This window comes from Kaistella sp. 97-N-M2, from assembly GCF_021513235.1.
In the GTDB taxonomy this organism is placed as follows: domain Bacteria; phylum Bacteroidota; class Bacteroidia; order Flavobacteriales; family Weeksellaceae; genus Kaistella.
The window spans coordinates 388,878-409,658 of sequence record NZ_CP090976.1; the positions used below are offsets into that span (position 1 = coordinate 388,878).

Annotated in this window: 22 protein-coding genes; 9 read left to right on the forward strand and 13 right to left on the reverse strand. The window is 40.5% G+C overall.

What is annotated here, in order from left to right; all coding sequences use genetic code 11:
* Positions 1 to 17: 17 nt before the first annotated feature.
* The 9 genes from L0B70_RS01875 to L0B70_RS01915 all read right to left on the reverse strand — a co-directional run bounded on the left by L0B70_RS01875 (position 18) and on the right by L0B70_RS01915 (position 10,523).
* Positions 18 to 404, reverse strand: a complete 387-nt coding sequence (locus L0B70_RS01875; protein ID WP_235142631.1) for an START-like domain-containing protein — start codon at positions 402 to 404, stop codon at positions 18 to 20.
* A gap of 240 nt (positions 405 to 644) precedes the next feature.
* A complete protein-coding gene (locus L0B70_RS01880) occupies positions 645 to 1,820 on the reverse strand; it encodes an aspartate aminotransferase family protein (protein ID WP_235142632.1) in 1,176 nt (391 codons plus the stop codon).
* Between the two features lie 878 nt (positions 1,821 to 2,698).
* A complete protein-coding gene (locus L0B70_RS01885; protein WP_235142633.1) occupies positions 2,699 to 4,435 on the reverse strand; it encodes an OstA-like protein in 1,737 nt (578 codons plus the stop codon).
* Positions 4,435 to 4,908, reverse strand: a complete 474-nt coding sequence (locus L0B70_RS01890) for a Fur family transcriptional regulator (RefSeq protein WP_235142634.1) — start codon at positions 4,906 to 4,908, stop codon at positions 4,435 to 4,437. The genes L0B70_RS01885 and L0B70_RS01890 overlap by 1 nt, the downstream gene beginning before the upstream one ends.
* 69 nt (positions 4,909 to 4,977) lie before the next feature.
* Positions 4,978 to 6,966 carry a KUP/HAK/KT family potassium transporter gene (locus L0B70_RS01895; protein WP_235142635.1) on the reverse strand — a complete coding sequence of 663 codons (1,989 nt, stop codon included), beginning with the start codon at positions 6,964 to 6,966 and terminating at the stop codon, positions 4,978 to 4,980.
* Positions 6,967 to 7,069: 103 nt separating this feature from the next.
* Positions 7,070 to 8,053, reverse strand: a complete 984-nt coding sequence (locus tag L0B70_RS01900) for a pyruvate dehydrogenase complex E1 component subunit beta (protein WP_235142636.1) — start codon at positions 8,051 to 8,053, stop codon at positions 7,070 to 7,072.
* A gap of 114 nt (positions 8,054 to 8,167) precedes the next feature.
* On the reverse strand, positions 8,168 to 8,587 hold the full coding sequence (locus tag L0B70_RS01905) for a DUF2147 domain-containing protein (RefSeq protein ID WP_235142637.1): 420 nt from the start codon (positions 8,585 to 8,587) through the stop codon (positions 8,168 to 8,170).
* Positions 8,588 to 8,718: 131 nt separating this feature from the next.
* Positions 8,719 to 9,588: a lysylphosphatidylglycerol synthase transmembrane domain-containing protein gene (locus L0B70_RS01910; protein ID WP_235142638.1), complete on the reverse strand. Its 870-nt coding sequence runs from the start codon at positions 9,586 to 9,588 to the stop codon at positions 8,719 to 8,721.
* A complete protein-coding gene (locus L0B70_RS01915; protein ID WP_235142639.1) occupies positions 9,585 to 10,523 on the reverse strand; it encodes a glycosyltransferase family 2 protein in 939 nt (312 codons plus the stop codon). The genes L0B70_RS01910 and L0B70_RS01915 overlap by 4 nt, the downstream gene beginning before the upstream one ends.
* A 97-nt stretch (positions 10,524 to 10,620) precedes the next feature.
* Between L0B70_RS01915 and L0B70_RS01920 the strand changes: the two genes are divergently transcribed.
* The gene (locus tag L0B70_RS01920) at positions 10,621 to 12,228 is read left to right on the forward strand and encodes a glycosyltransferase family 39 protein (protein WP_235142640.1); all 1,608 of its coding nucleotides are present in this window, start codon (positions 10,621 to 10,623) and stop codon (positions 12,226 to 12,228) included.
* A gap of 6 nt (positions 12,229 to 12,234) precedes the next feature.
* Here the strand turns inward: L0B70_RS01920 and L0B70_RS01925 are convergent, their stop codons facing one another.
* Positions 12,235 to 12,924, reverse strand: a complete 690-nt coding sequence (locus L0B70_RS01925) for a hypothetical protein (RefSeq protein ID WP_235142641.1) — start codon at positions 12,922 to 12,924, stop codon at positions 12,235 to 12,237.
* 54 nt (positions 12,925 to 12,978) lie between these two features.
* On the opposite strand from L0B70_RS01925, the gene L0B70_RS01930 reads away from it, so the two are divergent.
* The 5 genes from L0B70_RS01930 (at position 12,979) to L0B70_RS01950 (ending at position 16,156) form a co-directional block, all read left to right on the forward strand.
* Positions 12,979 to 13,692: a phosphatidylcholine/phosphatidylserine synthase gene (locus L0B70_RS01930; RefSeq protein ID WP_235142642.1), complete on the forward strand. Its 714-nt coding sequence runs from the start codon at positions 12,979 to 12,981 to the stop codon at positions 13,690 to 13,692.
* A 61-nt stretch (positions 13,693 to 13,753) separates the two neighbouring features.
* A complete protein-coding gene (locus L0B70_RS01935; RefSeq protein WP_235142643.1) occupies positions 13,754 to 14,518 on the forward strand; it encodes a 3'-5' exonuclease in 765 nt (254 codons plus the stop codon).
* 29 nt (positions 14,519 to 14,547) lie between these two features.
* On the forward strand, positions 14,548 to 14,970 hold the full coding sequence (locus tag L0B70_RS01940; protein WP_235142644.1) for a DUF2007 domain-containing protein: 423 nt from the start codon (positions 14,548 to 14,550) through the stop codon (positions 14,968 to 14,970).
* 51 nt (positions 14,971 to 15,021) lie between these two features.
* The gene (locus L0B70_RS01945; protein WP_235142645.1) at positions 15,022 to 15,630 is read left to right on the forward strand and encodes a fumarylacetoacetate hydrolase family protein; all 609 of its coding nucleotides are present in this window, start codon (positions 15,022 to 15,024) and stop codon (positions 15,628 to 15,630) included.
* Positions 15,631 to 15,721: 91 nt separating this feature from the next.
* On the forward strand, positions 15,722 to 16,156 hold the full coding sequence (locus tag L0B70_RS01950; protein ID WP_235142646.1) for a universal stress protein: 435 nt from the start codon (positions 15,722 to 15,724) through the stop codon (positions 16,154 to 16,156).
* Between the two features lie 76 nt (positions 16,157 to 16,232).
* Here L0B70_RS01950 and L0B70_RS01955 read toward each other — a convergent pair whose 3' ends face one another.
* A complete protein-coding gene (locus tag L0B70_RS01955; protein WP_235142647.1) occupies positions 16,233 to 16,469 on the reverse strand; it encodes a DUF6341 family protein in 237 nt (78 codons plus the stop codon).
* Positions 16,470 to 16,511: 42 nt separating this feature from the next.
* On the opposite strand from L0B70_RS01955, the gene L0B70_RS01960 reads away from it, so the two are divergent.
* From L0B70_RS01960 to L0B70_RS01970, 3 genes are read left to right on the forward strand one after another with little or no spacing between them, the layout of a single operon-like run.
* Positions 16,512 to 17,420 carry a DUF6427 family protein gene (locus L0B70_RS01960; RefSeq protein ID WP_235142648.1) on the forward strand — a complete coding sequence of 303 codons (909 nt, stop codon included), beginning with the start codon at positions 16,512 to 16,514 and terminating at the stop codon, positions 17,418 to 17,420.
* 8 nt (positions 17,421 to 17,428) lie between these two features.
* A complete protein-coding gene (locus L0B70_RS01965; RefSeq protein WP_235142649.1) occupies positions 17,429 to 18,013 on the forward strand; it encodes a DUF3109 family protein in 585 nt (194 codons plus the stop codon).
* Positions 18,014 to 18,036: 23 nt separating this feature from the next.
* Positions 18,037 to 18,681 carry an MgtC/SapB family protein gene (locus L0B70_RS01970; RefSeq protein WP_235142650.1) on the forward strand — a complete coding sequence of 215 codons (645 nt, stop codon included), beginning with the start codon at positions 18,037 to 18,039 and terminating at the stop codon, positions 18,679 to 18,681.
* A gap of 66 nt (positions 18,682 to 18,747) precedes the next feature.
* On the opposite strand, the gene L0B70_RS01975 is transcribed toward L0B70_RS01970, so the two are convergent.
* Together L0B70_RS01975 and L0B70_RS01980 are read right to left on the reverse strand one after the other, a co-directional pair.
* The gene (locus tag L0B70_RS01975) at positions 18,748 to 20,082 is read right to left on the reverse strand and encodes a trigger factor (protein WP_235142651.1); all 1,335 of its coding nucleotides are present in this window, start codon (positions 20,080 to 20,082) and stop codon (positions 18,748 to 18,750) included.
* Between the two features lie 128 nt (positions 20,083 to 20,210).
* Entirely contained in the window at positions 20,211 to 20,777 is a 567-nt protein-coding gene (locus L0B70_RS01980) for a hypothetical protein (RefSeq protein ID WP_235142652.1), read from the reverse strand.
* Between the last annotated feature and the right edge of the window lie 4 nt (positions 20,778 to 20,781).

The window sequence follows — 20,781 nt, forward strand, 5'->3', positions numbered from 1 at the left end:
TTTGCGTTAATAAAGAATTAGGTTGCGCCTAATTTCAATCTTAGGTTTTCTATTAAATTCTCCCAGTAAAGACGGTTCTCTTCTTCGTCGCCCGGCTCGCAAAAATCGGTTACAATCAGAGCAAGATCATCTGTAATATCATCAATAACGATGGTCATTTCGAAATAGTTTTTCGTTCCTTCATCTTCTTCCCAGCGAAAACGCACAAAACTTTCCGGCTTATAACGAATAAGCGTCGCCTGCTCTCCCGGACCACTGTTCCAGCTGAAGAAAAAATCGTCGCCTTTTTCCAGCACGTCGTCTGCAAACCATTCAGAAAGTCCTTCTGCACTTGCCATATATTCGTATAAAATCTCCGACTGACAGTGCATTGGAAATTCATATTGCACTTTAGTTTTCGCCATTTCGCCCCTATTTTTAATGTGTCGCAATATATAAATTAATTTCTAAAATCCACAATATATTCCTCGAAATGCATCGTGAAAATCAGAAGCCCGAAACGATGTTTTTTCTGCCAATATCCTACCCGCTGTACGCTATATCCCCGCTTTCGAAGAGGGGATTTGTGTTATATGACATTTATCATCGGGGGATGCCGCTGCCATCGGGGCCAAAAGAAAAGAAAGTGCGTTTTTCGACTATTTTTAGGCCTCGTTTAAAACGCTGAGGATAATCTCGCACCCCTCGCGGATTTCGTCCAGCGATAAAGTCAGCGGTGGGGAGATGCGCATATATTCGTTTCGGTAGAGCTGCCAGAAAACCACCAAACCCTTCTCCATACAACGCTTCGCGACATCTAACGTGTATTCGGGCGACCCCAGATTTACAGCCAGCATTAAACCTTTACCATTGATATTTTTAATTTTCGGATGAAACAAAAGGTCACGAAATAATTTTTCTTTTTCCGCAACTTCATCCATCAAGCCGCTGTTCAAAACTTCTTTCAGCGTCGCATAACTTGCCGCGGCGATTAAAGGATTGCCTCCAAAAGTTGTTATATGACCAAGTTTCGGCGAATGCGATAAAGCTTCCATTATTTGGTGCGAACTCATAAAAGCACCCACGGGAACGCCACCGCCCATGCCTTTCCCCATCACCAGAATATCCGGCACAATGCCGAAATGTTCGAAGGCAAAAAGTTTTCCTGTCCTGCCAAAACCGGGTTGAATTTCATCTAAAATTAAGAGTGCACCCACTTCTTCGCAGCGTGATTTCAGCTTTTTTAAGTAATCTTTATCCGGAACCAGAAATCCTGCCGCGCCCTGAATGGTTTCCAAAAGAACACAGGCTGTTTTGTCGGTAATTTTTGCTAAATCTTTCTCCTTATTAAAGTGAATAAAATTCACCATCGGCAAAAGAGGACGAAATTCCCGCTTATGATATTCGTTACCCGAAACCGACAGCGCCCCGTGCGTGTTTCCGTGGTAAGAATTGTGGAAAGAAATAATTTCTTCTCTACCGGTATAGCGTTTTGCAAGTTTTAAGCTACCGTCAATAGCTTCTGCGCCGGAATTAACGAGATATGTCACCTCCAAAGGTTCCGGCGTGGCTTCGGCGAGAAGTTGGCATAATTTCACCGGCATCTCCTGAGCATATTCCCCATAAACCATCACATGCAGATATTTTTCTGCCTGAGTCTTAATGGCTTCGACAATTTTCGGATGCGAATGGCCTAGAGTGTTTGCTGAAACGCCGGCGACAAAATCGAGATATTTTTTGCCGTCTTTGCCGTAGATGTAGCTCCCGGCAGCTTTTTCGACCTCGAAACCGGCGGCGAATTGCGTGGTTTGGGCCTGGTATTTAAAAAAGTCTTTTTGCATTATTGCGTGGTTCAGATTTTACAAATGAATTCTACGATTTTTTATCGCGTTTTGGTTAACCAATGGACCGGTGGCCCGGAGTTTCGTTCTTCATGCGAATTTATTATTCTACCAATGGGTCGCTCCTACGGAGCTAAACGTTTGTTCGCATTATTAATTTCTATTGATAGGTCGCTCCTCCGGAGCTAAGCGTTTGTTTCTATTATTAATTTCTACCAATAGGTCGCTCCTCCGGAGCTGCATATTGCAAACGCTTAAATAATTCTACCGATTGGTCGCTCCTCCGGAGCTCCTTATTTTTTGGTGAATTAATTTCTACCGATTGGGCGCCGAAGCTAGGTTCCATTTTTTGGCTTTACATTCTAATAACAGGTCGCTCCTCCGGAGCTGCATACTGCAACCGCTTTAATTATTCTACCAAGGGGCCGCTCCTCCGGAGCTCCTTATTATTTTAGCGTATAAATTTCTACCAATGGGCCGCTCCTACGGAGCTAAGCGTCTGTTTGCATTATTAATTTCTACCAATAGGTCGCTCCTCCGGAGCTTCTCACTATTTTAGCGTATAAATTTCTACCAAGGGGTCGCTCCTCCGGAGCTCCTTTTTTTGGTGAATAATTTATATTAAGTGGTCGCTCCTCCAGAGCTGCATACTGCATACTTTTTTATCATTTTGTTGATAGATCGCTCCAGCACAAATTTGAAAATCAATCCTACTAAAATTGCACGAAAATAGTCTAAAAGCTTTAAAGCCTAATTTTCATTGTGTTAAGCCAATACCTAACTTGGCGTTCTTTTTTAAGAGATAAAACAACTATAAAAAGACAGTCTTCGACTTTTGAATGATGACTAAGCTCGATTAAAGTGCTTCCAATGTCGAATTATTTGCGGACGCGCTTCGGTTTCCGGGCTTCATCTTTCGCTTTGGCATCATCGATGCTTTTTTGTGCAGCGTTGTATAAGGCGTCGTCGGACTCGTACTTAACTTCTTCATAAGCGGGCGAATCAAGGAAGATATCTTCCCATTTCCGCAGGCGGTCTTTCGTATTCCAGTTGAAATCGGGGAAAAACCGCTTCTCCCGCGAAATTAAACTCATGGGATAAATGTCGGTATTCGCACCAATGTTACAGGAAATAATTTGTACTTTTTTATCTTCAAATTCGGCTTCAATCGTTCCGCACGTGGACAAAGAGACACCTATTCTCTCCACTTCTTTTGTTTTTTCGTTCTGATCGTCTGCGTAAGTGATCGCCTGCGCATTGCCGATAACTTTCGCAAGATTGACCTGGTTTTGATTGTAATAAACAATCATAAGTTTTCCTTTGATTTGATTAAATTCGTCTTTCATATTCAGCGAATCGGCTTTGCTGATGGCAAAAGCATTTTCGATAACGCGCAGCGAATCGATGAATTCATTTTCTGTATCAAAATATGCTTCTATTTTATCTCCGGTAACCTGCTTTTCGCCACTCCAGGCAATAGGATTGCCATCGAGATGCATAATTCCGTCGGTTTCGTTAAAACTGAGCGAATCTGCACGGACCTGAATATTGGTTTTAAACATGCGCGATTTTTTGTAAGCGCGCAGAAAACTTTTCTTCTTCACAGGATTTTCCGCATCGGGCTTTTGATAAGCTAAAATTCTTTCAGCGGAAAAATACATGGAATCTTTTTCGAGAATCTTTACGGCATAGGGACGGTCGGTCATCATCGCGGAATCTTTTTTCTCGAATATTTCGCCGTAACCGCCTTTCATATAACGCTGTTCCTGCGGATCGCGCAGCGTTACATTACCTTTCGCCGTTCCGAATCCGGTGATCTGATTAAAGTACATATCGTCGCCCGTAAGAATTTTTCCATTATAATTAATGCGCGAGTTTTTCTTTAAATACACTTCTTTGGAATTCATGTTATAAGTTCCTTTTTCCGTGTAGATTAGGTTGGAGGGATTTTTTTTGTTGGTGATGGTGGTCGCACCGTTGAAAGTGGCCGTATTTGTATTTTGATTCTGGATGATATTTACTCCTTCTACCGTATATTCGGGATTATCAATCTTCACGCTGCCGGTAAAATCGATAATTCGGCTGTTGAGATCGTAGTTCGCAGATTTTGTATACATGATGTTTCCATCTTTCGAAATGGTACCGCCCGTGTTGAAATAAGCGTTGTTGGAGAGCCGGTTGTAGTACAGTGTTTCGGTTTTAATGGTTTGTCCGGGATCGGTTAGAACTACATTTTTTTTCGCAATTCCTTTCTGAGTGTTACCATCATACTCCATTTCTCCCGAAGTAATTACAGAGCCATCCGCATTTTGAAGTTTCACATTTCCGATCGCTCTCACGAAATTCTGTTCGCGATAAAAGATCACCTCATCCGCAGTCAGCGTGGAGCCTTGATGAAAAAACTGAACATTGCCGGAAAAGAACGGGTTATCGTCATATTTTCCTTTAACAATCCCAAAAGTATCGGAGTGTATAAGCTGCACTTTTTCACCCTGCGCATTGGCCGCCGTCTGATTAAAGAAAGGGTCTTTAACAGCAGGATCTTTCGGCTGCGTAGGAATCTGCGCAAAAATAGTAATACTCCAGAAAAGAAAAACAACGAAAAAACCTTTCATTACTCCTTTTTGGTACCGTAAAAATAAAGAGAATGCGAATCGATATTCACCCCAAAAGTACTTTCAATGGATTCTTTGATGCCCTGGATTCGCGGGTCGCAAAACTCAATGATTTCTGCGATCTCTTTATCAGAACCCGTTTTATAGACAACCAAATGGTCGTGCTGCTTATCGAAATAAGATTTTTCATACGAGGAAGACGTGAGGGTTTTTTCTCCAAACTGATGTTTTCGGATAAGCCCGGCATCGAGAAAGATTTCGATGGTGTTGTAAATAGTGGCTTTGGAAACGTGGTATTTCTTCTGCATCATCAAAAGATAGAGATCATCAACATTAAAGTGATGTTCCATCATATAAATTTCCTCTAAGATCGTATAGCGTTCGGGCGTGTTTCTAAAACCCTTCTGCTGAAGGTATTGTCTTAAAACGTCCTTTATTGTAGTGATATTAAGTTCCTTATGTTTAGCGTCCATCAAAAATATTTAAGTGCAAATTTATCGAATTTATTATTAATGAATGCCGCACCGAAATTGTGAAAAAATTTATTTGCAATGCCGGAAATTAACCTGTTGTATTTTTTTGGTAATTACCTTTTGATCCAGTATTGGTGCGGACTCCACCACAACATTATGGGAAGAAATACCCCAGGCTTTGAAGTCATCGCTGCCGATATATTTTACAAAATTGTAAATATTTAAGGTCATTTTCTCTTTTATCGTTAATAAGGTATCATTGATATACGTATTGTCGATAATGACATATTTTAAATCCGGCGGAATGTTGTGCGCACGCAGCGACGGATGGCTGCTCCTCGTCGGAATTGTACCTTCCTCCATCATATCGGCTAAAACCTGGTCGAAGTAATCATTAATTCTACGGTCGATCTTAAACCCCAGCATGAAACTGATTTTATAAATTGTTCCGGGCATAATTTCGTCTACAGTATATTTAAAAGTAAAAGGATCTTCCTGATTGACAATATTTAAGATAAAATAATGATCCGCTCTTTTCGGTTGCTTCCGCAAAATGGAGTAAATGATTTTTGCTTCGATCTCATTTTCCCTTTTCGCACGACTTAAAAAGGCAAGATTGGTCGCATATTTCGGAATTGTTTCGTCTAATTTTAAATCTTTGATGATCGAAATGTATTTATCCAATTTCACAAATTTGATAAATTTGGCTTTTATCAATCTGCCGTTATACCAGGCATACATACATACCGCGATAAATCCGCCTAAGACCATTGTTAACCAGCCGCCATCGAAAAATTTAATAACATTGGCGTAAAAGAATCCGAGTTCGATAAAAAGGTAAACGACAATAAAACCAATGGCAAACACCTTCATTGTTTTGGTTCGGCTGAGCCAGAAAAACAGAAGAATTGTCGTCATTAACATCGTGATGGTAATGGTTAAGCCGTAAGCGGCCTCCATGGCTTCGGATTTTTGAAAGTAAATAACGACGATAAAACACAAAAGCATCAAACCCCAGTTAATTCGGGGAATATACATTTGACCTTTCACCCCGGAAGGATAATCGATCTGCTGATTCGGCCAAAAAGTAACCGACATTGCTTCCGAAAACATGGTGAAGGAACCCGTAATGACTGATTGACTTGCGATGATTGCCGCAAAAGTCGCAAGAATTACGCCGGGCAAAATTGCCCATTCTGGCATAATTCCAAAGATTGGATTCACGCCTTCTGAAACGCTGGTTGGATTATCCAGCAGCCAGGCGCCCTGACCTAAGTAATTTAGAATGAGCATTGTTTTTACAAAAGCCCAGCTCACGCGGATATTCTTCTTTCCACAGTGTCCTAGATCCGAATACAAAGCCTCGGCACCAGTGGTACAAAGGAAAACAGCACCCATAATGACGATTGCACTCGGGGAATGCGTGATAAGTTGATACGCATAAAAAGGATTAAAAGCCTTTAAAATCTCGAAATTCTCTAAAATATGTACCGAACCAAAGCCTCCTAAAACCAGAAACCATAAAACCATAACGGGTCCAAAAAGCTTTCCGATGGAGGAAGTTCCGAACTGCTGAACCATGAACACGACAGCCAAAATAACCAACGTAATCGCAACCACAGGCGTACTTGGAGAAAAAATCTTAAGACCTTCTACTGCAGACATTACGGTAAGTGAAGGCGTGATGATACTGTCGGCCACAAGCGTCGACGCGCCAATGATAGCGACAACATACAGCCACTTTTTCTTGAGTCTTTTTACAAGGGAATACAAAGAAAGAATTCCCCCTTCGCCTTTGTTATCGGCTCTTAAGGCGATAATAACGTATTTGAGGGTTGTCTGAAGCGTCAAAGTCCAAATGATACAGGAAAGAGCACCTTCAATATATTCGTCGAAGGGCATATTACCCCCGTCGCGTCTTGCATTTACAATCGCTTTCATTACATACAGCGGCGAAGTTCCAATATCTCCAAAAACAATTCCGAGGGAAACAAGTACGCCAACTGCGGTAAGCTTTTTCGTATCAAAATGCTGACCGCCTTCGATTGTATCTGACATTCAATAAATTTTAGGGTGTAAATTTAGATTAAAAAGCAATCCCGAAAAGGTTTTTTTTTGAAAATTAACGCAAAAAAAGAAACTCTCTTTCGAGAGTTTGTGTTTATGCTTTAACGTACATGGCTTTTTTAATTTCTTCTTTCACTTTTTCCAGCTTCGGGAACCATTCTGCGAAAAGAGGTGCCGAGTAAGGGGCCGGAGCATCCGGTGTTGTAATTCTTTTAATCGGCGCGTCGAGATAGTCAAACGCCAGTTGCTGAACCATATATGTAATCTCTGAGGAAACCGAACCAAACGGCCAGGCTTCTTCCAGAATAACCAGGCGGTTGGTTTTTTTCACAGAATTAATTACAGTATCGAAATCCAAAGGGCGCACAGTACGAAGATCGATCACTTCTACCGAAATCCCTTCCTTCTCCATATCTTCTGCTGCCTGCATGGCTAATTTCATTATTTTTCCGAACGAGACTAAAGTTACGTCGGTTCCTTCGCGCTTGATGTCGGCTTTTCCGATCGGAAGGTAATATTCTTCTTCCGGAATTTCCATTTTATCACCGTACATCTGTTCCGATTCCATAAAAATTACGGGATCATTGTCCTGAATGGCGCTTTTCAATAAACCTTTCGCATCGTATGGATTAGATGGAACAATCACTTTTAAACCGGGAATATTGGCAAACCAACTTTCCAAAGCTTGAGAATGCGTCGCCCCTAATTGTCCTGCCGAAGCGGTCGGGCCGCGGAAAACGATCGGACAATTCCACTGGCCGCCGGTCATTTGACGAATCTTCGCGGCATTATTGATAATTTGATCAATCCCTACCAAACAAAAATTGAAGGTCATATATTCAACAATTGGGCGGTTTCCGTTCATGGCCGAACCAATTGCAATCCCCGTAAAACCGAGTTCTGCAATGGGCGTATCGATAATTCGTTTTGCACCAAATTCATCCAACATTCCTTTAGAAGCTTTGTAAGCACCATTATATTCGGCAACCTCCTCACCCATCAGATAAATGGATTCGTCTTTGCGCATCTCCTCGCTCATTGCCTGTGCAATTACTTCTCTAAAAGTATATTCTTTCATAATCGTTTGAAAAATTAAAGTACAAAAGTAAAGATTTTTTCGCAAACCGCTAATGGTTCGCCCACAAAAAAGAGCAACTCTTTCGAATTGCTCTTGTTATAATATATTTGGAAATTATTTTACCTGATACCAGGTTTGGCTTCTTCCCACAAAAGAGAATCCAATATAACCTCTTACATCCAGTTTATCTCCCTCTCTCGTAATATTACACTTGTAAGTTTTACCCGTTTTCGGATCGGTAATGGTTCCACCTGTAAATTCGCCACCTTCTTTTTTCATTCCTCTAATCACCTCCATGCCGAGAATTGGCTTGTTCTTGCGGTCGTCCTTGCAATCGATGCAGGTGGCATGTTCCGGTTTAATTAAAAGCTGAACCACTTTACCGTAATATTTACCGTCGGATTTTTTCGTAATTTCTACGATAGATTTTGCCTGCCCGGTTTCATCATCGATGGTTTTCCATTTTCCTTCAATCTGAGCGTAGGAAAGCGTTGCAAACATAAGCGCAACAAAAGAGAAAATTATTTTTTTCATTTTAAAATTGTTTTAATTTTTGGTTGGATAAATGTAACTAAAAAAAGTTAAACACCAAATCTTTAATTATTAGTACCATACTTTCCATAAGGTATAACACATAATTCAAAAATAAAACAGGAGATTTAACTTTACTTCCTTGCCTCCAAATTTCTTTTCAGAAGATCCGAATTTCTTAATTGAAAATAAATCCCGAAGAGCGAAACAAAAGCCGTCATCAAAGTAAATATCATGGCAGTTGCCACCGAAATTCGCACATCGTAATGTAAATAATACCCCGCTTTCATAAAAACCCACTCTCGAATACCGATACCGGAAAAGGAAAGCACACTTAAAACCGTACTGATAAGAAAGACGAGAAAATACGTCCAGATATTTTCTACAGCGGCAAATGAACTCACGATGCAGAAAATCGAAGCCAACTGCAGTCCCTGAATCAGAAAAGAAAAAAGCAGCGTACGGAAAAAAATAATTTTAAAAGACGGAAAAAAAGCAGTAAAAGCCAATTTTGCCAGAAAAAGGGTCAACGCAACAGAAACAATAATTAAAAATTTATAATTCGCGGGAAGAAAGGAGATTCCCAAAAGCTGAATCAAGACCAAAATAGCGAGCAAACCTGAAAGCCGGTCCGCCAAAACCGCCGCCGACAATTTCTTGACGCCCCAATCATATTTTTTGTGAAGCACATACACTTTATACGCATCGCCGCCAATACCGCCGGGAATAAAAAAATTATAGAACATTCCGATCAGATAAAGTTTCCGGTTCTCGTTTTTTTGAAGGTTAAACTGAAGCGCGCCAAAATACTGCCCTAATCTTTCCGCGGAAAAAAACTGCGAAAGCGCGAATAAAATCAGTGCCAAAGCTAAAAAAGCGATGTTACCCGTTTCCAAAATCCCCCAGACTTCGGCAAAAGGAATTTTTTTAAAAACAAAATAGAGCAACAAAATACTGAGGCCCACTTTAAAAACCGTGAAGATTATTTTATTTGTCTTTTTCAAAAAGAAGAGATTTTGCGAATGTTGAAAGGTCTCTTTTTCTGGGACTCGTAGTAGGTTTTCATTAGGAGATCGATAATGATTCCCGTGGTAAAAAACTGAATTCCCACAAATACCAATAAAATTCCTAAAATCAAAAGCGGTCGTCCACCAATGGAATTGCCCAGAATTTTAAGAATTAAAAGGTAGAAATTAATAAGCATTCCCAAACCGAAAATAAGAATTCCGATGTTGCCAAAGAGATAAATAGGTTTTTGCAGATATTTTTGGTTAAACAACAGAAGTAGAAGATCGTTGATGACTTTCGTCGTGCGCCCGATGCCATATTTTGATACGCCAAATTTCCGCGAATGATGCTTTACAGGTACCTCGGCAATTCGTGCTCCGTTCATGTGCGCATGCAGCGTAATAAAACGGTGACTTTCGCCATAAAGATCGAGTTCTTTCGCTGTATCTTTCGTGAAGACTTTCAGCGCGCAACCGTGGTCTTTCACATTAAGCTTCGTTGTTGTTCTGATGATGAAATTCGCCACTTTCGACGGAAATGTGCGTAAGAGATTGTCCTGCCTTTTTTGCCGTTGGCCGACCACCAGATCATAACTGCCCGAGTTCAGTTTTTCAATCATCATCGGGATATCCGACGGATCGTTCTGCATATCGCCATCCATCGTGATGATATAGTCGCCGGAGGCATAATCGATTCCCGCCATGAGCGCGGAACTTTGTCCGTAATTTTTTTTCAGCTCGATGAGGACAACATTCGGTGCAGCCAGATCTTTCACCACTTTCACGGTTTCATCCGTGGAGAAATCATCAATAAGAATAAGTTCGTAAGGGTAATTTTTCAACGCATCATGGACGGCCTGAATGAGCAGCGGCGCATTCTCAGCTTCATTATATAAAGGAACGACGACAGAGTAAAATTGGCTTGCATCCATAGTTTAAGAAAATTGTTCTGCAAATATAATTGAATTTATGTTGCTCGCCTTCTCTGCATTTCAATTGTTGCCTTTATATTTGCACAAACTCTTCGCTATGAAAAAGACCGATCCATTTTATATTCTCCTAGCAGTTTGTGCCGTTCTTTTATTTGCACATCTTGGGAAACTCTACGTCGATATCATGGAAGCGCGGAATTTTGTCTCTGCGCGCGAAATGGCCGAAGAAGGACACTGGATTTTTACGACATTAAATAACCAAACCCGATACGAAAAACCGCCACTTCCCACGTGGTTTACGGCCTGGATGGGCGAATTATTTACCTTTCAAAATATTGGAGCACTGCGTTTTCCCGCGGCACTTTCCTGCTTCTTTTTGGTCGTTTATTTTTATAAAATTGTAGAATTTCTCTCCGAAAATAAAAAACTCGCTCTCATCTCTTCTTTGGTTTTAATCACGAATTTTATTGTTATTTACGTGGGACGGCGCGGCAACTGGGATATTTACAGCTATAGTTTTATGGTGATCGGGATTTATTATTTTATGCTGGCACTGCGACGCATCCACTGGATGAAAAATTATGTGGCAGCCGGTCTTCTTTTTGGCTTGTCGCTATTAAGCAAAGGTCCGACCGGACCTTACGTTTTTCTGATTCCATTTTTTGCAGCATATGTACTCACTTTTGGCTTTCCGAAAAAGAAAGATATCCCCGGAATTGCGGTGTGCGGCGTCCTTACTTTGTTGATCGGCGGTTCCTGGTATATTTACATTTACGCGGCCGATCCCCAAACCTTTTTGGGCATTATGCAGAAAGAAGCTCTAGCGCGCGAAAACAGAGATGTAAAACCCTTTACAAGATATCTGAGTTTTCCCGTACAAACCGGAGTTTGGGTATTTTTCAGCGTGTTGGGCTTAATTTTTCCTTTGGTTAAAAAAAGAACCTCGGCGCCAAAAATCTATATGCTCTTTTTCTACTGGACGGTTTTTGCGCTGCTGCTGCTCTCTTTGATTCCGTCGAAAAAGGAACGCTATCTTTTCCCGATGATGGTTCCGCTGGCAGCGACTTCGGCGTATTATCTCTACTTTATATTTAAAGCGATTTCTCTTAAAAAATGGGAGAAAAACATGAACAAAACCATTTTTACCATTCTAGGCGTCGTCAGTTTGGTTATTGCCATCGGCGTTTATTTTCTGCCCGCCAGCCTCAGCTTTTACACCGTTTTATTTTCCCTCGCGGCTTTCGCGTGTGCAGGTTTTCTCTTTTATTTTATCTACAGAAAACTGAATTTTGAATACGCTTTTTATGCAGTAATTGCGTTAATGGTTTCTACGGGCTTGTTTGGAATTCCGGTTCTGGACAGAACGCTTCAGAACAATAAAGATTTCCACAGTTTGCGTTCGTTCAGAAATCAGGTAGAAAAAGAGCATCGAACAATGTACATTTTCTCCGCCTACTCGCCGGAAGTTTGGTTCCGCTATCAGGCTGTTTTGCCGGAGATTAAGATTGATGAGCCGAAAACTTTTCCAGACGAAAATGTATTTTACGTCGCGACGAACGATAACAGCGCCGGAAACCTCAAAAATTTAGAAACGCTGGGCTGGAAATTAACCTTCATTTCGAAATTTGACGACAACGAAGAAGCGCCACCCTCAAAAAATAATGCGGGGCGAAAAATTCATTACGTTTACAAAGTCGAGAAATAAAAAGGATCAGAGATCTTTTTGGGCGGTTGATTTAGCAAAAATTTCTTTTGAATTCCACGGATTGAAAACAATGAGGAACATCACAAGCGCAAAAGCATATTCCCACATTTCCCACTTTCTGCCGTGGTGAATGGGCACGAGAATTAATAAAGTGATGATAATGAAACCGATAACGTGAATCGGTCGCGGCACGGAAATCCCAAAACGATCGATCAAAGCGTTCATTTTTGGCGATTTTTTCCAAAGAATCGGTACGATGAGAAAATAAATTCCGAAACAAATCGACATCAGATTTGAAAAGATAATTTTATTCAGTTTTACGCCGTCTACCACCATATTGTGCAGATTTGTTTCGGCCTGTGCGTTATTTTCTTTGAAAAATTCGGACGACTGGATGTGGAAAATACGCTGCCCCCAGGAAATCTCTTCGCCACCGCCAAAAAATAAGGCGACAGCCATAAGCAGAATCCCCACTTTCCACCAAAGTCCGTAGAACTTTTGGTACGTAAAAAATTTATAAAGCAAAGTGAACGACGCAAAAAATAAAAAGATGGACGTCAGATTTTCGTAAAAGCTGTCTTCCTCCACCAAAAAATCGAATTTCGCCGCATCGGTTGCGTAAATATAAAGTCCGTAAATTACCGTTAACAGTAGAAAAGCGGCAATAATTTTTTCCAGTAGCGTCAAATCTTTCATGCGACAAATATAAACAATCCGCATATAAAAATGTATTCTTACTTTTGTGGAATTATGAATTTCATTAAAAACAATCTGGCAAACGCCTTCACGTTGGCCAATTTATTTTCCGGCAGTATTGGGGTTATCAGTATGATCACGGAGAATTACCACATCACGGCTCTTTGTATCATCGTTTCTCTGATCCTCGATTTTTTCGATGGATTTATCGCGAGGGCCTTAAAATCAAATTCAAACTTAGGTGCACAACTCGATTCGCTTGCCGATATGGTGAGTTTTGGTCTGCTGCCCGGAATTGTGATGTACAAAGCGCTGGAACCGTTCGGTCCAGAGATTTTCGGAATGGATTTGCCTTTCGATCTTAAATATTTCGGCCTTTTCATTGCGCTTTTCTCCTGCTTAAGGCTGGCGATTTTTAATTTGGATGAGGAACAAACTTATTATTTTAAAGGTTTAAATACGCCTTCGAACACCATTTTGATCTTCGGTTTGTACTATGCTTTTTTAGAAAAGGGAAGTTTTCAGTTTCTGTTTGAAAATCCTTTGTTAATGATACTTTCCATCGTGCTTTCGTCCTGGCTTCTGGTTTCGCCCATCAAAATGATTGCGATGAAATTTAAATCGATGAAACTCGCAGATAATTATCCGAAACTGGCTTTGTTAATTGGTGCCATTTTGATTTTGATCATTTTCGGAATGGTTGGGATTCCACTGGTCATTCTTTATTATATGGCGATTTCGCTTATTTTCCAGAAGCAACTGAAATAACTTTTAATCTGAAATAAAATTGGACAGGTCGCGATTTGTCCCTACAAACAATTTAAAATAAATGAACTTAATTCTCCATAAACCGCTTTGCGTTTTCGATTTGGAAACCACGGGAACCAATGTTGCCAAAGACCGCATCGTTGAAATTTCTATTTTAAAAGTAAATCCGGACGCGTCGCGCGAAACGCGAACCTGGCTGGTAAATCCCGAAATGTACATTCCGAAAGAATCGACAGCCGTTCACGGAATTACAGACGAAAAAGTGAAAGATGTACCGAAATTCAAAGAAATTGCCGCGAAGATTTTGGAAATGATCTCGGGTTGCGATTTGGGCGGATTTAATTCCAACCGTTTTGATGTGCCGCTTTTGGCCGAAGAACTTTTGCGTGCAGGAATCGATTTCGATCTGAACAAATTTAAACTCGTGGATGCGCAAACTATTTTTCACAAAATGGAACCGCGTAATTTAACGGCCGCTTATCAGTTTTACTGCAGAAAAACGTTAGAAAACGCGCATTCTGCCGAAGCCGATGTTTTGGCGACGTTTGAAGTTTTAGATGCGCAGGTTGGCCATTATCCGGAACTTCCGAATGATATAGCGGGTTTAAGTGAAATTTCCTTCCATCATAAATTTGCAGATCTCGCCGGATTTATCGCTTTTGATGAAGACGAAAAAGAAATTTTCAGTTTCGGAAAGTACAAAGGCCAGCGTGTGAAAGACGTTTTCCAGAAAGATTTGGGGTATTACGGCTGGATTCAGAACGCCGATTTCCCGTTGTACACGAAGAAAGTTTTAACGGGAATTCAGTTGCGGAGTAAATTCTAAAAAATCGTAGCTTTCGGTAAAAAGTTATCATGGCATCACTGGTTCAATTTAAATATTACGCAAACAGTTTGGAAGCCAACCGCGACAAGCAGATTCTTGCGAATAATGGTTTGAAAAGTTTTATTGCGAACGAACAGACCATTCAATCCGACTGGTTGCTGTCCCAGGCTTTGGGCGGCATTCAGCTTCAGGTTTTTGAGGATGAAGTGGAGAAAGCGCAGGAAATTTTGAAAAACTTTTTGGATAACGAACACACTTCGCTGGAAGTTGACCACACCATTGCAGACCCGGATTACGATTTTACTTGTCCGAAATGCGGGTCGAACCACCTCTACCGCGACGAAAATCCGGGCGGCTTGTTTGGAATTTCTCTTCTCTTTCTGGGATTTCCGATTAAAGCAAAAAGCCATCTTTACCACTGTTATTATTGCGGTAATAAATTTCGCGCGTGATCATCAAAAATAAATTCAAAATAAAATAAAATATTAAAAGTTTAAGAGCGTATGAAAATAATTTGCATTGGCCGAAATTACGCAGAACACGCGAAAGAACTCGGCAACGAAATCCCGGAAAGTCCGGTCATTTTTATGAAACCCGATACGGCGATTTTAAAAAAAGGCAGCGATTTTTATATTCCGGAATTCTCAAACGATATCCATTACGAACTGGAAGTGGTTTTGAAAATATCCAAAGGCGGAAAATACATTCAACCCGAAAATGCGGCGAACCATTACGATGAAATTGGTTTGGGAATCGATTTCACGGCGCGCGACCTTCAAAGCAAATTAAAGGAAAAAGGCCTTCCGTGGGAACTTGCGAAAGGTTTCGACGGCAGCGCGGTGGTCTCCGACTTCTACAAAAAAGAAGATTTCGACCTGAAAAATCTCAATTTTTCCCTTTTAAAGAATAGCGAAAAAGTTCAGGACGGCAACACGTCGATGATGATATTTTCGCCGGATAAAATGATCGAATTTGTGTCGCAATATTTCACGCTGCGCGTTGGCGACCTTATTTTTACGGGCACACCAAAAGGCGTGGGGAAAGTTGCGGAAAACGACATTCTGGAAGCTTTTCTGGAGGATAAAAAAGTCTTCAGTTTAAGAATTCAGTAAAGCCTTATCAACAAAAATCAGGTTGCACACTGCGCTGCGTCTTTTTATAACCGGAAATAATTTGTAACTTTAAGCAACAAAAATAACAATCATGATCAACATTATTTTACCTGTAGATTTCGGGGATTCTACAGATCAACTTATAAAAGGGGCTATAAAATTTGCGAACGAAACCAAAGGGAAACTTTGCCTCATCCACGTGGCGCCGGCAGATATTGGTTTTGCGATTGGCGATATGGGATTTCAGTATTTCCCGGAAGTGGAACAAAATGAGATTAAAGAAGAACTGCTCCGTCTTAACAGCATCGAACAGCGTATTTTGGCAGAAGGCATTGATTGCGAACATCTTTTAAAACAGGGCATCGCGGGAGATATCATTTTGGATTACGCGAAAGAACAGAACGCGGGCTACATCGTAATGGGATCTCACGGCAGAAGCGGAATTTACGATGTTTTCGTGGGCAGTTTAACAAAAGAATTGACGCGGAGGTCTCCGATTCCTGTGCTGGTAATTCCGGTGCATTAATCCCTTAAGAAACTTAAAAAAAGGAAATCCCGAAATTGTAATAATTTCGGGATTTCTATAATTAAATACGTATCAATTATTTAGTCTCTTTATTGTAAATTTTCGGGTCGTAATAGGGGTGGTGTCCTTCGGTTGGCGAATAATATTCTTTGTCTTTGTCGCCGCCTAAAGTTGCAATTAAAACGTAACACCAATAGCAAAACAAGACGGTGGCAACCAGGAATAAAATCCAGTTTACGAAATTTGCCGCGAAGTCAAAAAAGCCAAAAGACCATTTGAAGAACCTGCTTATTAATAGAAATATAGACGTCATTATTTTCCTTTTTTAAATTAACTTTGCACAAATTTATAAAAAATGTTTCGATTACTTTCTAAAGAAAGCAATATATTTTCGATACCGGTTTACATTGGTATTCTTCTTTTAATTGTGATCGGATTCAACTTCCTCGATTTCAATACTTTAGATGTGGTTTCGGCGATTTTTACATTTGCCGGGATTGCGCTGGGTTACTTCTGCTTTAATGCCATTGCCTTAAATTACCAAACGCATCTGCCGCTATTTTTATATACCGTAATTATTTTCTCCCTTTATCTGGGCGATCTTGATATCGGCATCGCCGTGTCTATTTTTACGAATTCAATTATTTTGTTGCTTCTAAGCAATATTGATATGGTGGTGCGGAAGAATTCCTATATTCTGGTGGGTGCAATTTTGGCCTTAAACTTTATCTTTTTACCCACTACCTGGCCCATGTCGCTGTTTGTGATTCTGCACATTATCGGAACTTCAGATAAGGTTGCGCTGCATATTTTCCGTTTATTTTATGGAATTCTGCTGGTAGCACTCTCCTACTTTGGCATCGCGTACTTTTTAGGAATGAATAGCTGGAATCCGGCCTATTTTCCCTTCACTCCTCTCAAACCTTCCAAGGACCTGCTGAATTTGGTGTGGCTTCTGCCCGTGGCGCTCATGCTGGTTCACGCCTTGATGGATCATTTCAAAAATTTTAATAAAAAAAGCCCGACGAGTAAGTTTAAGTACACCTTCACGCTCATTTTTTCTTTGGCGCAGTTAATTACCATTGTTCTATACATGGGAAATCATTATGAATACTTACTTTTGCTTGCGCTTCCGGCGTCTATCATCTTAAGCAGAATGCTGAGATTTCTGCCGAAATACTGGATGAAGGAAATTGGGCTGTGGCTTATTATCTTTTCGCTCCTCCTTTTTAAACTGGCCAACTATTTTAAATTTAATATTTAAGAACGATCATGATCCAAATTGAAGATAAATTAATTTCTGAAGATCTTTTTTCTGAAGACTTCGTGTGTAACCTCAGCAAATGCAAAGGTGCCTGCTGCGTGGCAGGCGATGTGGGCGCGCCTTTAGACAAAGCGGAAACGGTGATTCTGGACCGCATTTTCGATCAGGTAAAACCTTATCTGCGTCCTGAAGGCGTAAAAGCGCTGGAAGAACAGGGAACGTGGACCATCGATCCGCACGACGGCGATTACGTAACACCGATGGTAAACGGCGAAGAATGTGCGTACGTTATTTTTGATGCGAAAGGAATCACCAAATGCGGCATCGAAAAAGCATATGAAGACGGCGCTGTAGATTGGCAAAAACCCATCTCCTGCCATCTTTATCCGATTCGGGTGAACGAATACTCCTCTTTTATCGCTCTCAATTATCATGAGTGGGAAATTTGCCAGCCCGCCTGCGCTTTGGGAAAAGAACTGAAAGTACCGGTTTACAAATTTCTGAAAACGCCTTTGATCCGTAAATACGGCGAAGAATTTTACCAAACGCTGTGCGATGCCGCCGATGAATGGAAAATTGAATACGGTTCTTAAAAATTTTCTATCTTTAATAAAAAATGTCGGAACACTTTGAACTTCTGGATGTTTACAAAGCCTTCGTTTCCTTACTCGCCGGCTTAATACTTGGGTTTGAAAGAGAAATGAAAGATAAATCGGCGGGCTTAAAAACCATTACCGTCATCACTTTGGGTTCCACTTTATTTTCAATTCTGTCTTATAAACTGGCGGGGACCGGCGATCCTACCAGAATTGCGTCGTACATTGTAAGTGGCATCGGTTTTTTAGGCGCCGGCGTTATTTTTAAAGTCGGTTTTAATGTTCACGGACTCACTACGGCGGGAATTATTTGGATTGCAGCGGCGATCGGAATGTCGATCGGGTTTGGAGAAATTTACATCGCATTTACTTTTCTGGCTTCTGCCCTGATTATTATTTATTCCGCAAGATATTTAACGAAATATTTTTTACCTCAGTTTCATAATAAGCTTCTGAAATTCAACCTGTCGAAGGAGGATTTTTTTAAGAAGAAACTCATTATCGAAGATCTTAAAGAGTTCTCGAAAGATGTTACAGAAGTTTCGTTAGAGAAGATTGGCAATTATTTCGTGGTAAGTTTAGATATTCATATCAGTACGAAAGAAATGGAAAAATTAGAAAACTATCTTATCAACCATCAGGAAGTTGAATCTTTCAGTTATTAAAATAAACTTTTAAACATAAAAAAATCCGACCCATTGCTGAGTCGGATTTTCGATATGTAAAGAAAATTACTTTTTCATTTCTTCCAAAAATTCATCGTGAGAGATTTTGGTTTCTTTTTTAGAAGCTTTTTCCAAGATAACGTCTTTCAGTTTTGCCATTCCTACTTCAGCGGAGATCTGACGAACCTGCTCCTGATCTTTCAACATTTCCACGGCGTATTTCTGAATTTCTTCGTCGGCCAAATGATGAATTCCGTACATCGCCAACTGATTTCTCACCAGTTGTTCTGCCTGCGCAAGAACGTCGGTATATTCCAGTTTGATGTCGTTGTCGTTCATCAGTTTACCTTCTAAAATCTGGTATTTCAACTGATTTTTTTCGGCTTCTAAGATTTCTTTAGCCTGATTTTCGTCGTTGATGTTTTCGTTGCTGTGCATTAACCATTTTACGAGGAAGGTTTCCGGAAGTTTTACCTCCTCTTTTTCATTAACCTGCTCCAAAACTTTATTCACGAAGTGAACATCGGCGTTCTGCTGAAAATACTCATCCAGTTCCGTTTTCACCTTTTCTTTCAGTTCGTCTTCAGATTTTATATTTCCTTCACCATAAACTTTATCGAATAATTCCTGATTCAGTTCCGCTAAGTTTAGACCAAAAAAATCTTTCACTTTCACTTCGATCTGATCGTGGTGCAGGTGCGCTAATTCCTCTTTGTTGAAACTTAATTCTTTCGCCAATTCTTCGTTCGCTTCTAAATCTGCTTTTGAAACTTTAACCGATTCGTCCATTTTCAAAGCTTTAACCAGGTTAAAAGCTTCTTTTTTGGTCGCATCAATCGTGATGTTTTTTGGCGGATGCTGATGCTCTCCTTCTGCGCCTTCTTCAACAACCTGGCTGATCTCCAAAGCGATGTTTGAATCGTCTACAATTTCATCCTGTGGAACCTGCTCGGCGAAACGTTTCTGCATATTTTCGATCGACTGCCCGATTTCTTTTTCTGAAGCTTCCACTTTATAGTGGGGCGCTTCATATTTAGAAAGATCTATTTTGAAATCTGGTTCGTAACCTACTTCGAAAGCGACAGAAAGCTGCTCTGCATTGTGGTTTAATTCTTCCACAGGTTGCGGAACGGGCTGCCCCACCAATCTTAATTTGTTGTCGTTAACATAATTGTTCAACGCTTCAGAAACCTGTTTGTTGATTTCTTCGAAAGCAATTCCTGCTTCGTACTGTTTTCTCACCATGCTCAAGGGCACTTTCCCTTTTCTGAATCCGGGAACCTGCGCATTTTTCGCGTAGTTGATCAACTGTTTTTCAACTTTTTCTTTGTAATCTGATTTATCTAATGTAACGGTAAGCAATGCACTTACGTCGTCATGATTTGTAGCGGTAACGTTCATTATTATTAATTGAAATTTAGGTTGCAAAAATAGGGATTTTCGTCGGATTTAAAAAATTAAATAAATCACAAAAAATCATAAAAAACCTGCTTCTTGTGAAAGCAGGCATTATTTAACAGTTAAAATTATTAATTGGAGAGACTGAAAGTTGCTTCTGCATCGGTTTCGCCACCCGTTACACTACCCCACACAGTTCCGTTTTGACTTTCGCTGGCACTTGCCGGTTCATGAATCAGGGTTAACTGCAATAAAGGCGAAGGTGTACTTGCAGCTTTCACCACGTCCCATTGTGTGATTAATCCTACTTTTCCGTTAACTCCCGTAGATTCGCTCGTGTCTAATCTTGTTAAGGTAATTTCCGATCTGGGGAAATCAAAAATCAGGAAATGCTCGTCTTTTGCATCTTTGATTTCCTGCGTTACCTCTTCGGATCCATTTAAAAATACGGTTCTCACTTCGTAGGAAACCCCATCTGTCAGCTGAATGTTAGGCAGACTTCCCGCACCGATGCTATAGTTATAAGAGATAGTTTCCTGCGTGCTGAGGTTTTTCACGTTTAAGACGATATTGGTGAGTTCTTCCTGCGGAATATCATCTTCTGCCGCGTCGTCCCTTTGGCAGGAAAACACGGTGAATGATAAAATAAATAAAGCGATTAAAGTAAAAATTCGGTTGGTTTTGAATATATTTTTCATGTTG

Excerpts from the sequence above, each read along its gene's own strand:
- L0B70_RS01875 (WP_235142631.1), bottom strand. The coding sequence starts at position 404 with ATGGCGAAAACTAAAGTGCAATATGAATTTCCAATGCACTGTCAGTCG.
- L0B70_RS01880 (WP_235142632.1), bottom strand. The coding sequence starts at position 1,820 with ATGCAAAAAGACTTTTTTAAATACCAGGCCCAAACCACGCAATTCGCC.
- L0B70_RS01885 (WP_235142633.1), bottom strand. The coding sequence starts at position 4,435 with ATGAAAGGTTTTTTCGTTGTTTTTCTTTTCTGGAGTATTACTATTTTT.
- L0B70_RS01890 (WP_235142634.1), bottom strand. The coding sequence starts at position 4,908 with ATGGACGCTAAACATAAGGAACTTAATATCACTACAATAAAGGACGTT.
- L0B70_RS01895 (WP_235142635.1), bottom strand. The coding sequence starts at position 6,966 with ATGTCAGATACAATCGAAGGCGGTCAGCATTTTGATACGAAAAAGCTT.
- L0B70_RS01900 (WP_235142636.1), bottom strand. The coding sequence starts at position 8,053 with ATGAAAGAATATACTTTTAGAGAAGTAATTGCACAGGCAATGAGCGAG.
- L0B70_RS01905 (WP_235142637.1), bottom strand. The coding sequence starts at position 8,587 with ATGAAAAAAATAATTTTCTCTTTTGTTGCGCTTATGTTTGCAACGCTT.
- L0B70_RS01915 (WP_235142639.1), bottom strand. The coding sequence starts at position 10,523 with ATGGATGCAAGCCAATTTTACTCTGTCGTCGTTCCTTTATATAATGAA.
- L0B70_RS01920 (WP_235142640.1), top strand. The coding sequence starts at position 10,621 with ATGAAAAAGACCGATCCATTTTATATTCTCCTAGCAGTTTGTGCCGTT.
- L0B70_RS01925 (WP_235142641.1), bottom strand. The coding sequence starts at position 12,924 with ATGAAAGATTTGACGCTACTGGAAAAAATTATTGCCGCTTTTCTACTG.
- L0B70_RS01930 (WP_235142642.1), top strand. The coding sequence starts at position 12,979 with ATGAATTTCATTAAAAACAATCTGGCAAACGCCTTCACGTTGGCCAAT.
- L0B70_RS01935 (WP_235142643.1), top strand. The coding sequence starts at position 13,754 with ATGAACTTAATTCTCCATAAACCGCTTTGCGTTTTCGATTTGGAAACC.
- L0B70_RS01940 (WP_235142644.1), top strand. The coding sequence starts at position 14,548 with ATGGCATCACTGGTTCAATTTAAATATTACGCAAACAGTTTGGAAGCC.
- L0B70_RS01945 (WP_235142645.1), top strand. The coding sequence starts at position 15,022 with ATGAAAATAATTTGCATTGGCCGAAATTACGCAGAACACGCGAAAGAA.
- L0B70_RS01950 (WP_235142646.1), top strand. The coding sequence starts at position 15,722 with ATGATCAACATTATTTTACCTGTAGATTTCGGGGATTCTACAGATCAA.
- L0B70_RS01955 (WP_235142647.1), bottom strand. The coding sequence starts at position 16,469 with ATGACGTCTATATTTCTATTAATAAGCAGGTTCTTCAAATGGTCTTTT.
- L0B70_RS01960 (WP_235142648.1), top strand. The coding sequence starts at position 16,512 with ATGTTTCGATTACTTTCTAAAGAAAGCAATATATTTTCGATACCGGTT.
- L0B70_RS01965 (WP_235142649.1), top strand. The coding sequence starts at position 17,429 with ATGATCCAAATTGAAGATAAATTAATTTCTGAAGATCTTTTTTCTGAA.
- L0B70_RS01970 (WP_235142650.1), top strand. The coding sequence starts at position 18,037 with ATGTCGGAACACTTTGAACTTCTGGATGTTTACAAAGCCTTCGTTTCC.
- L0B70_RS01975 (WP_235142651.1), bottom strand. The coding sequence starts at position 20,082 with ATGAACGTTACCGCTACAAATCATGACGACGTAAGTGCATTGCTTACC.
- L0B70_RS01980 (WP_235142652.1), bottom strand. The coding sequence starts at position 20,777 with ATGAAAAATATATTCAAAACCAACCGAATTTTTACTTTAATCGCTTTA.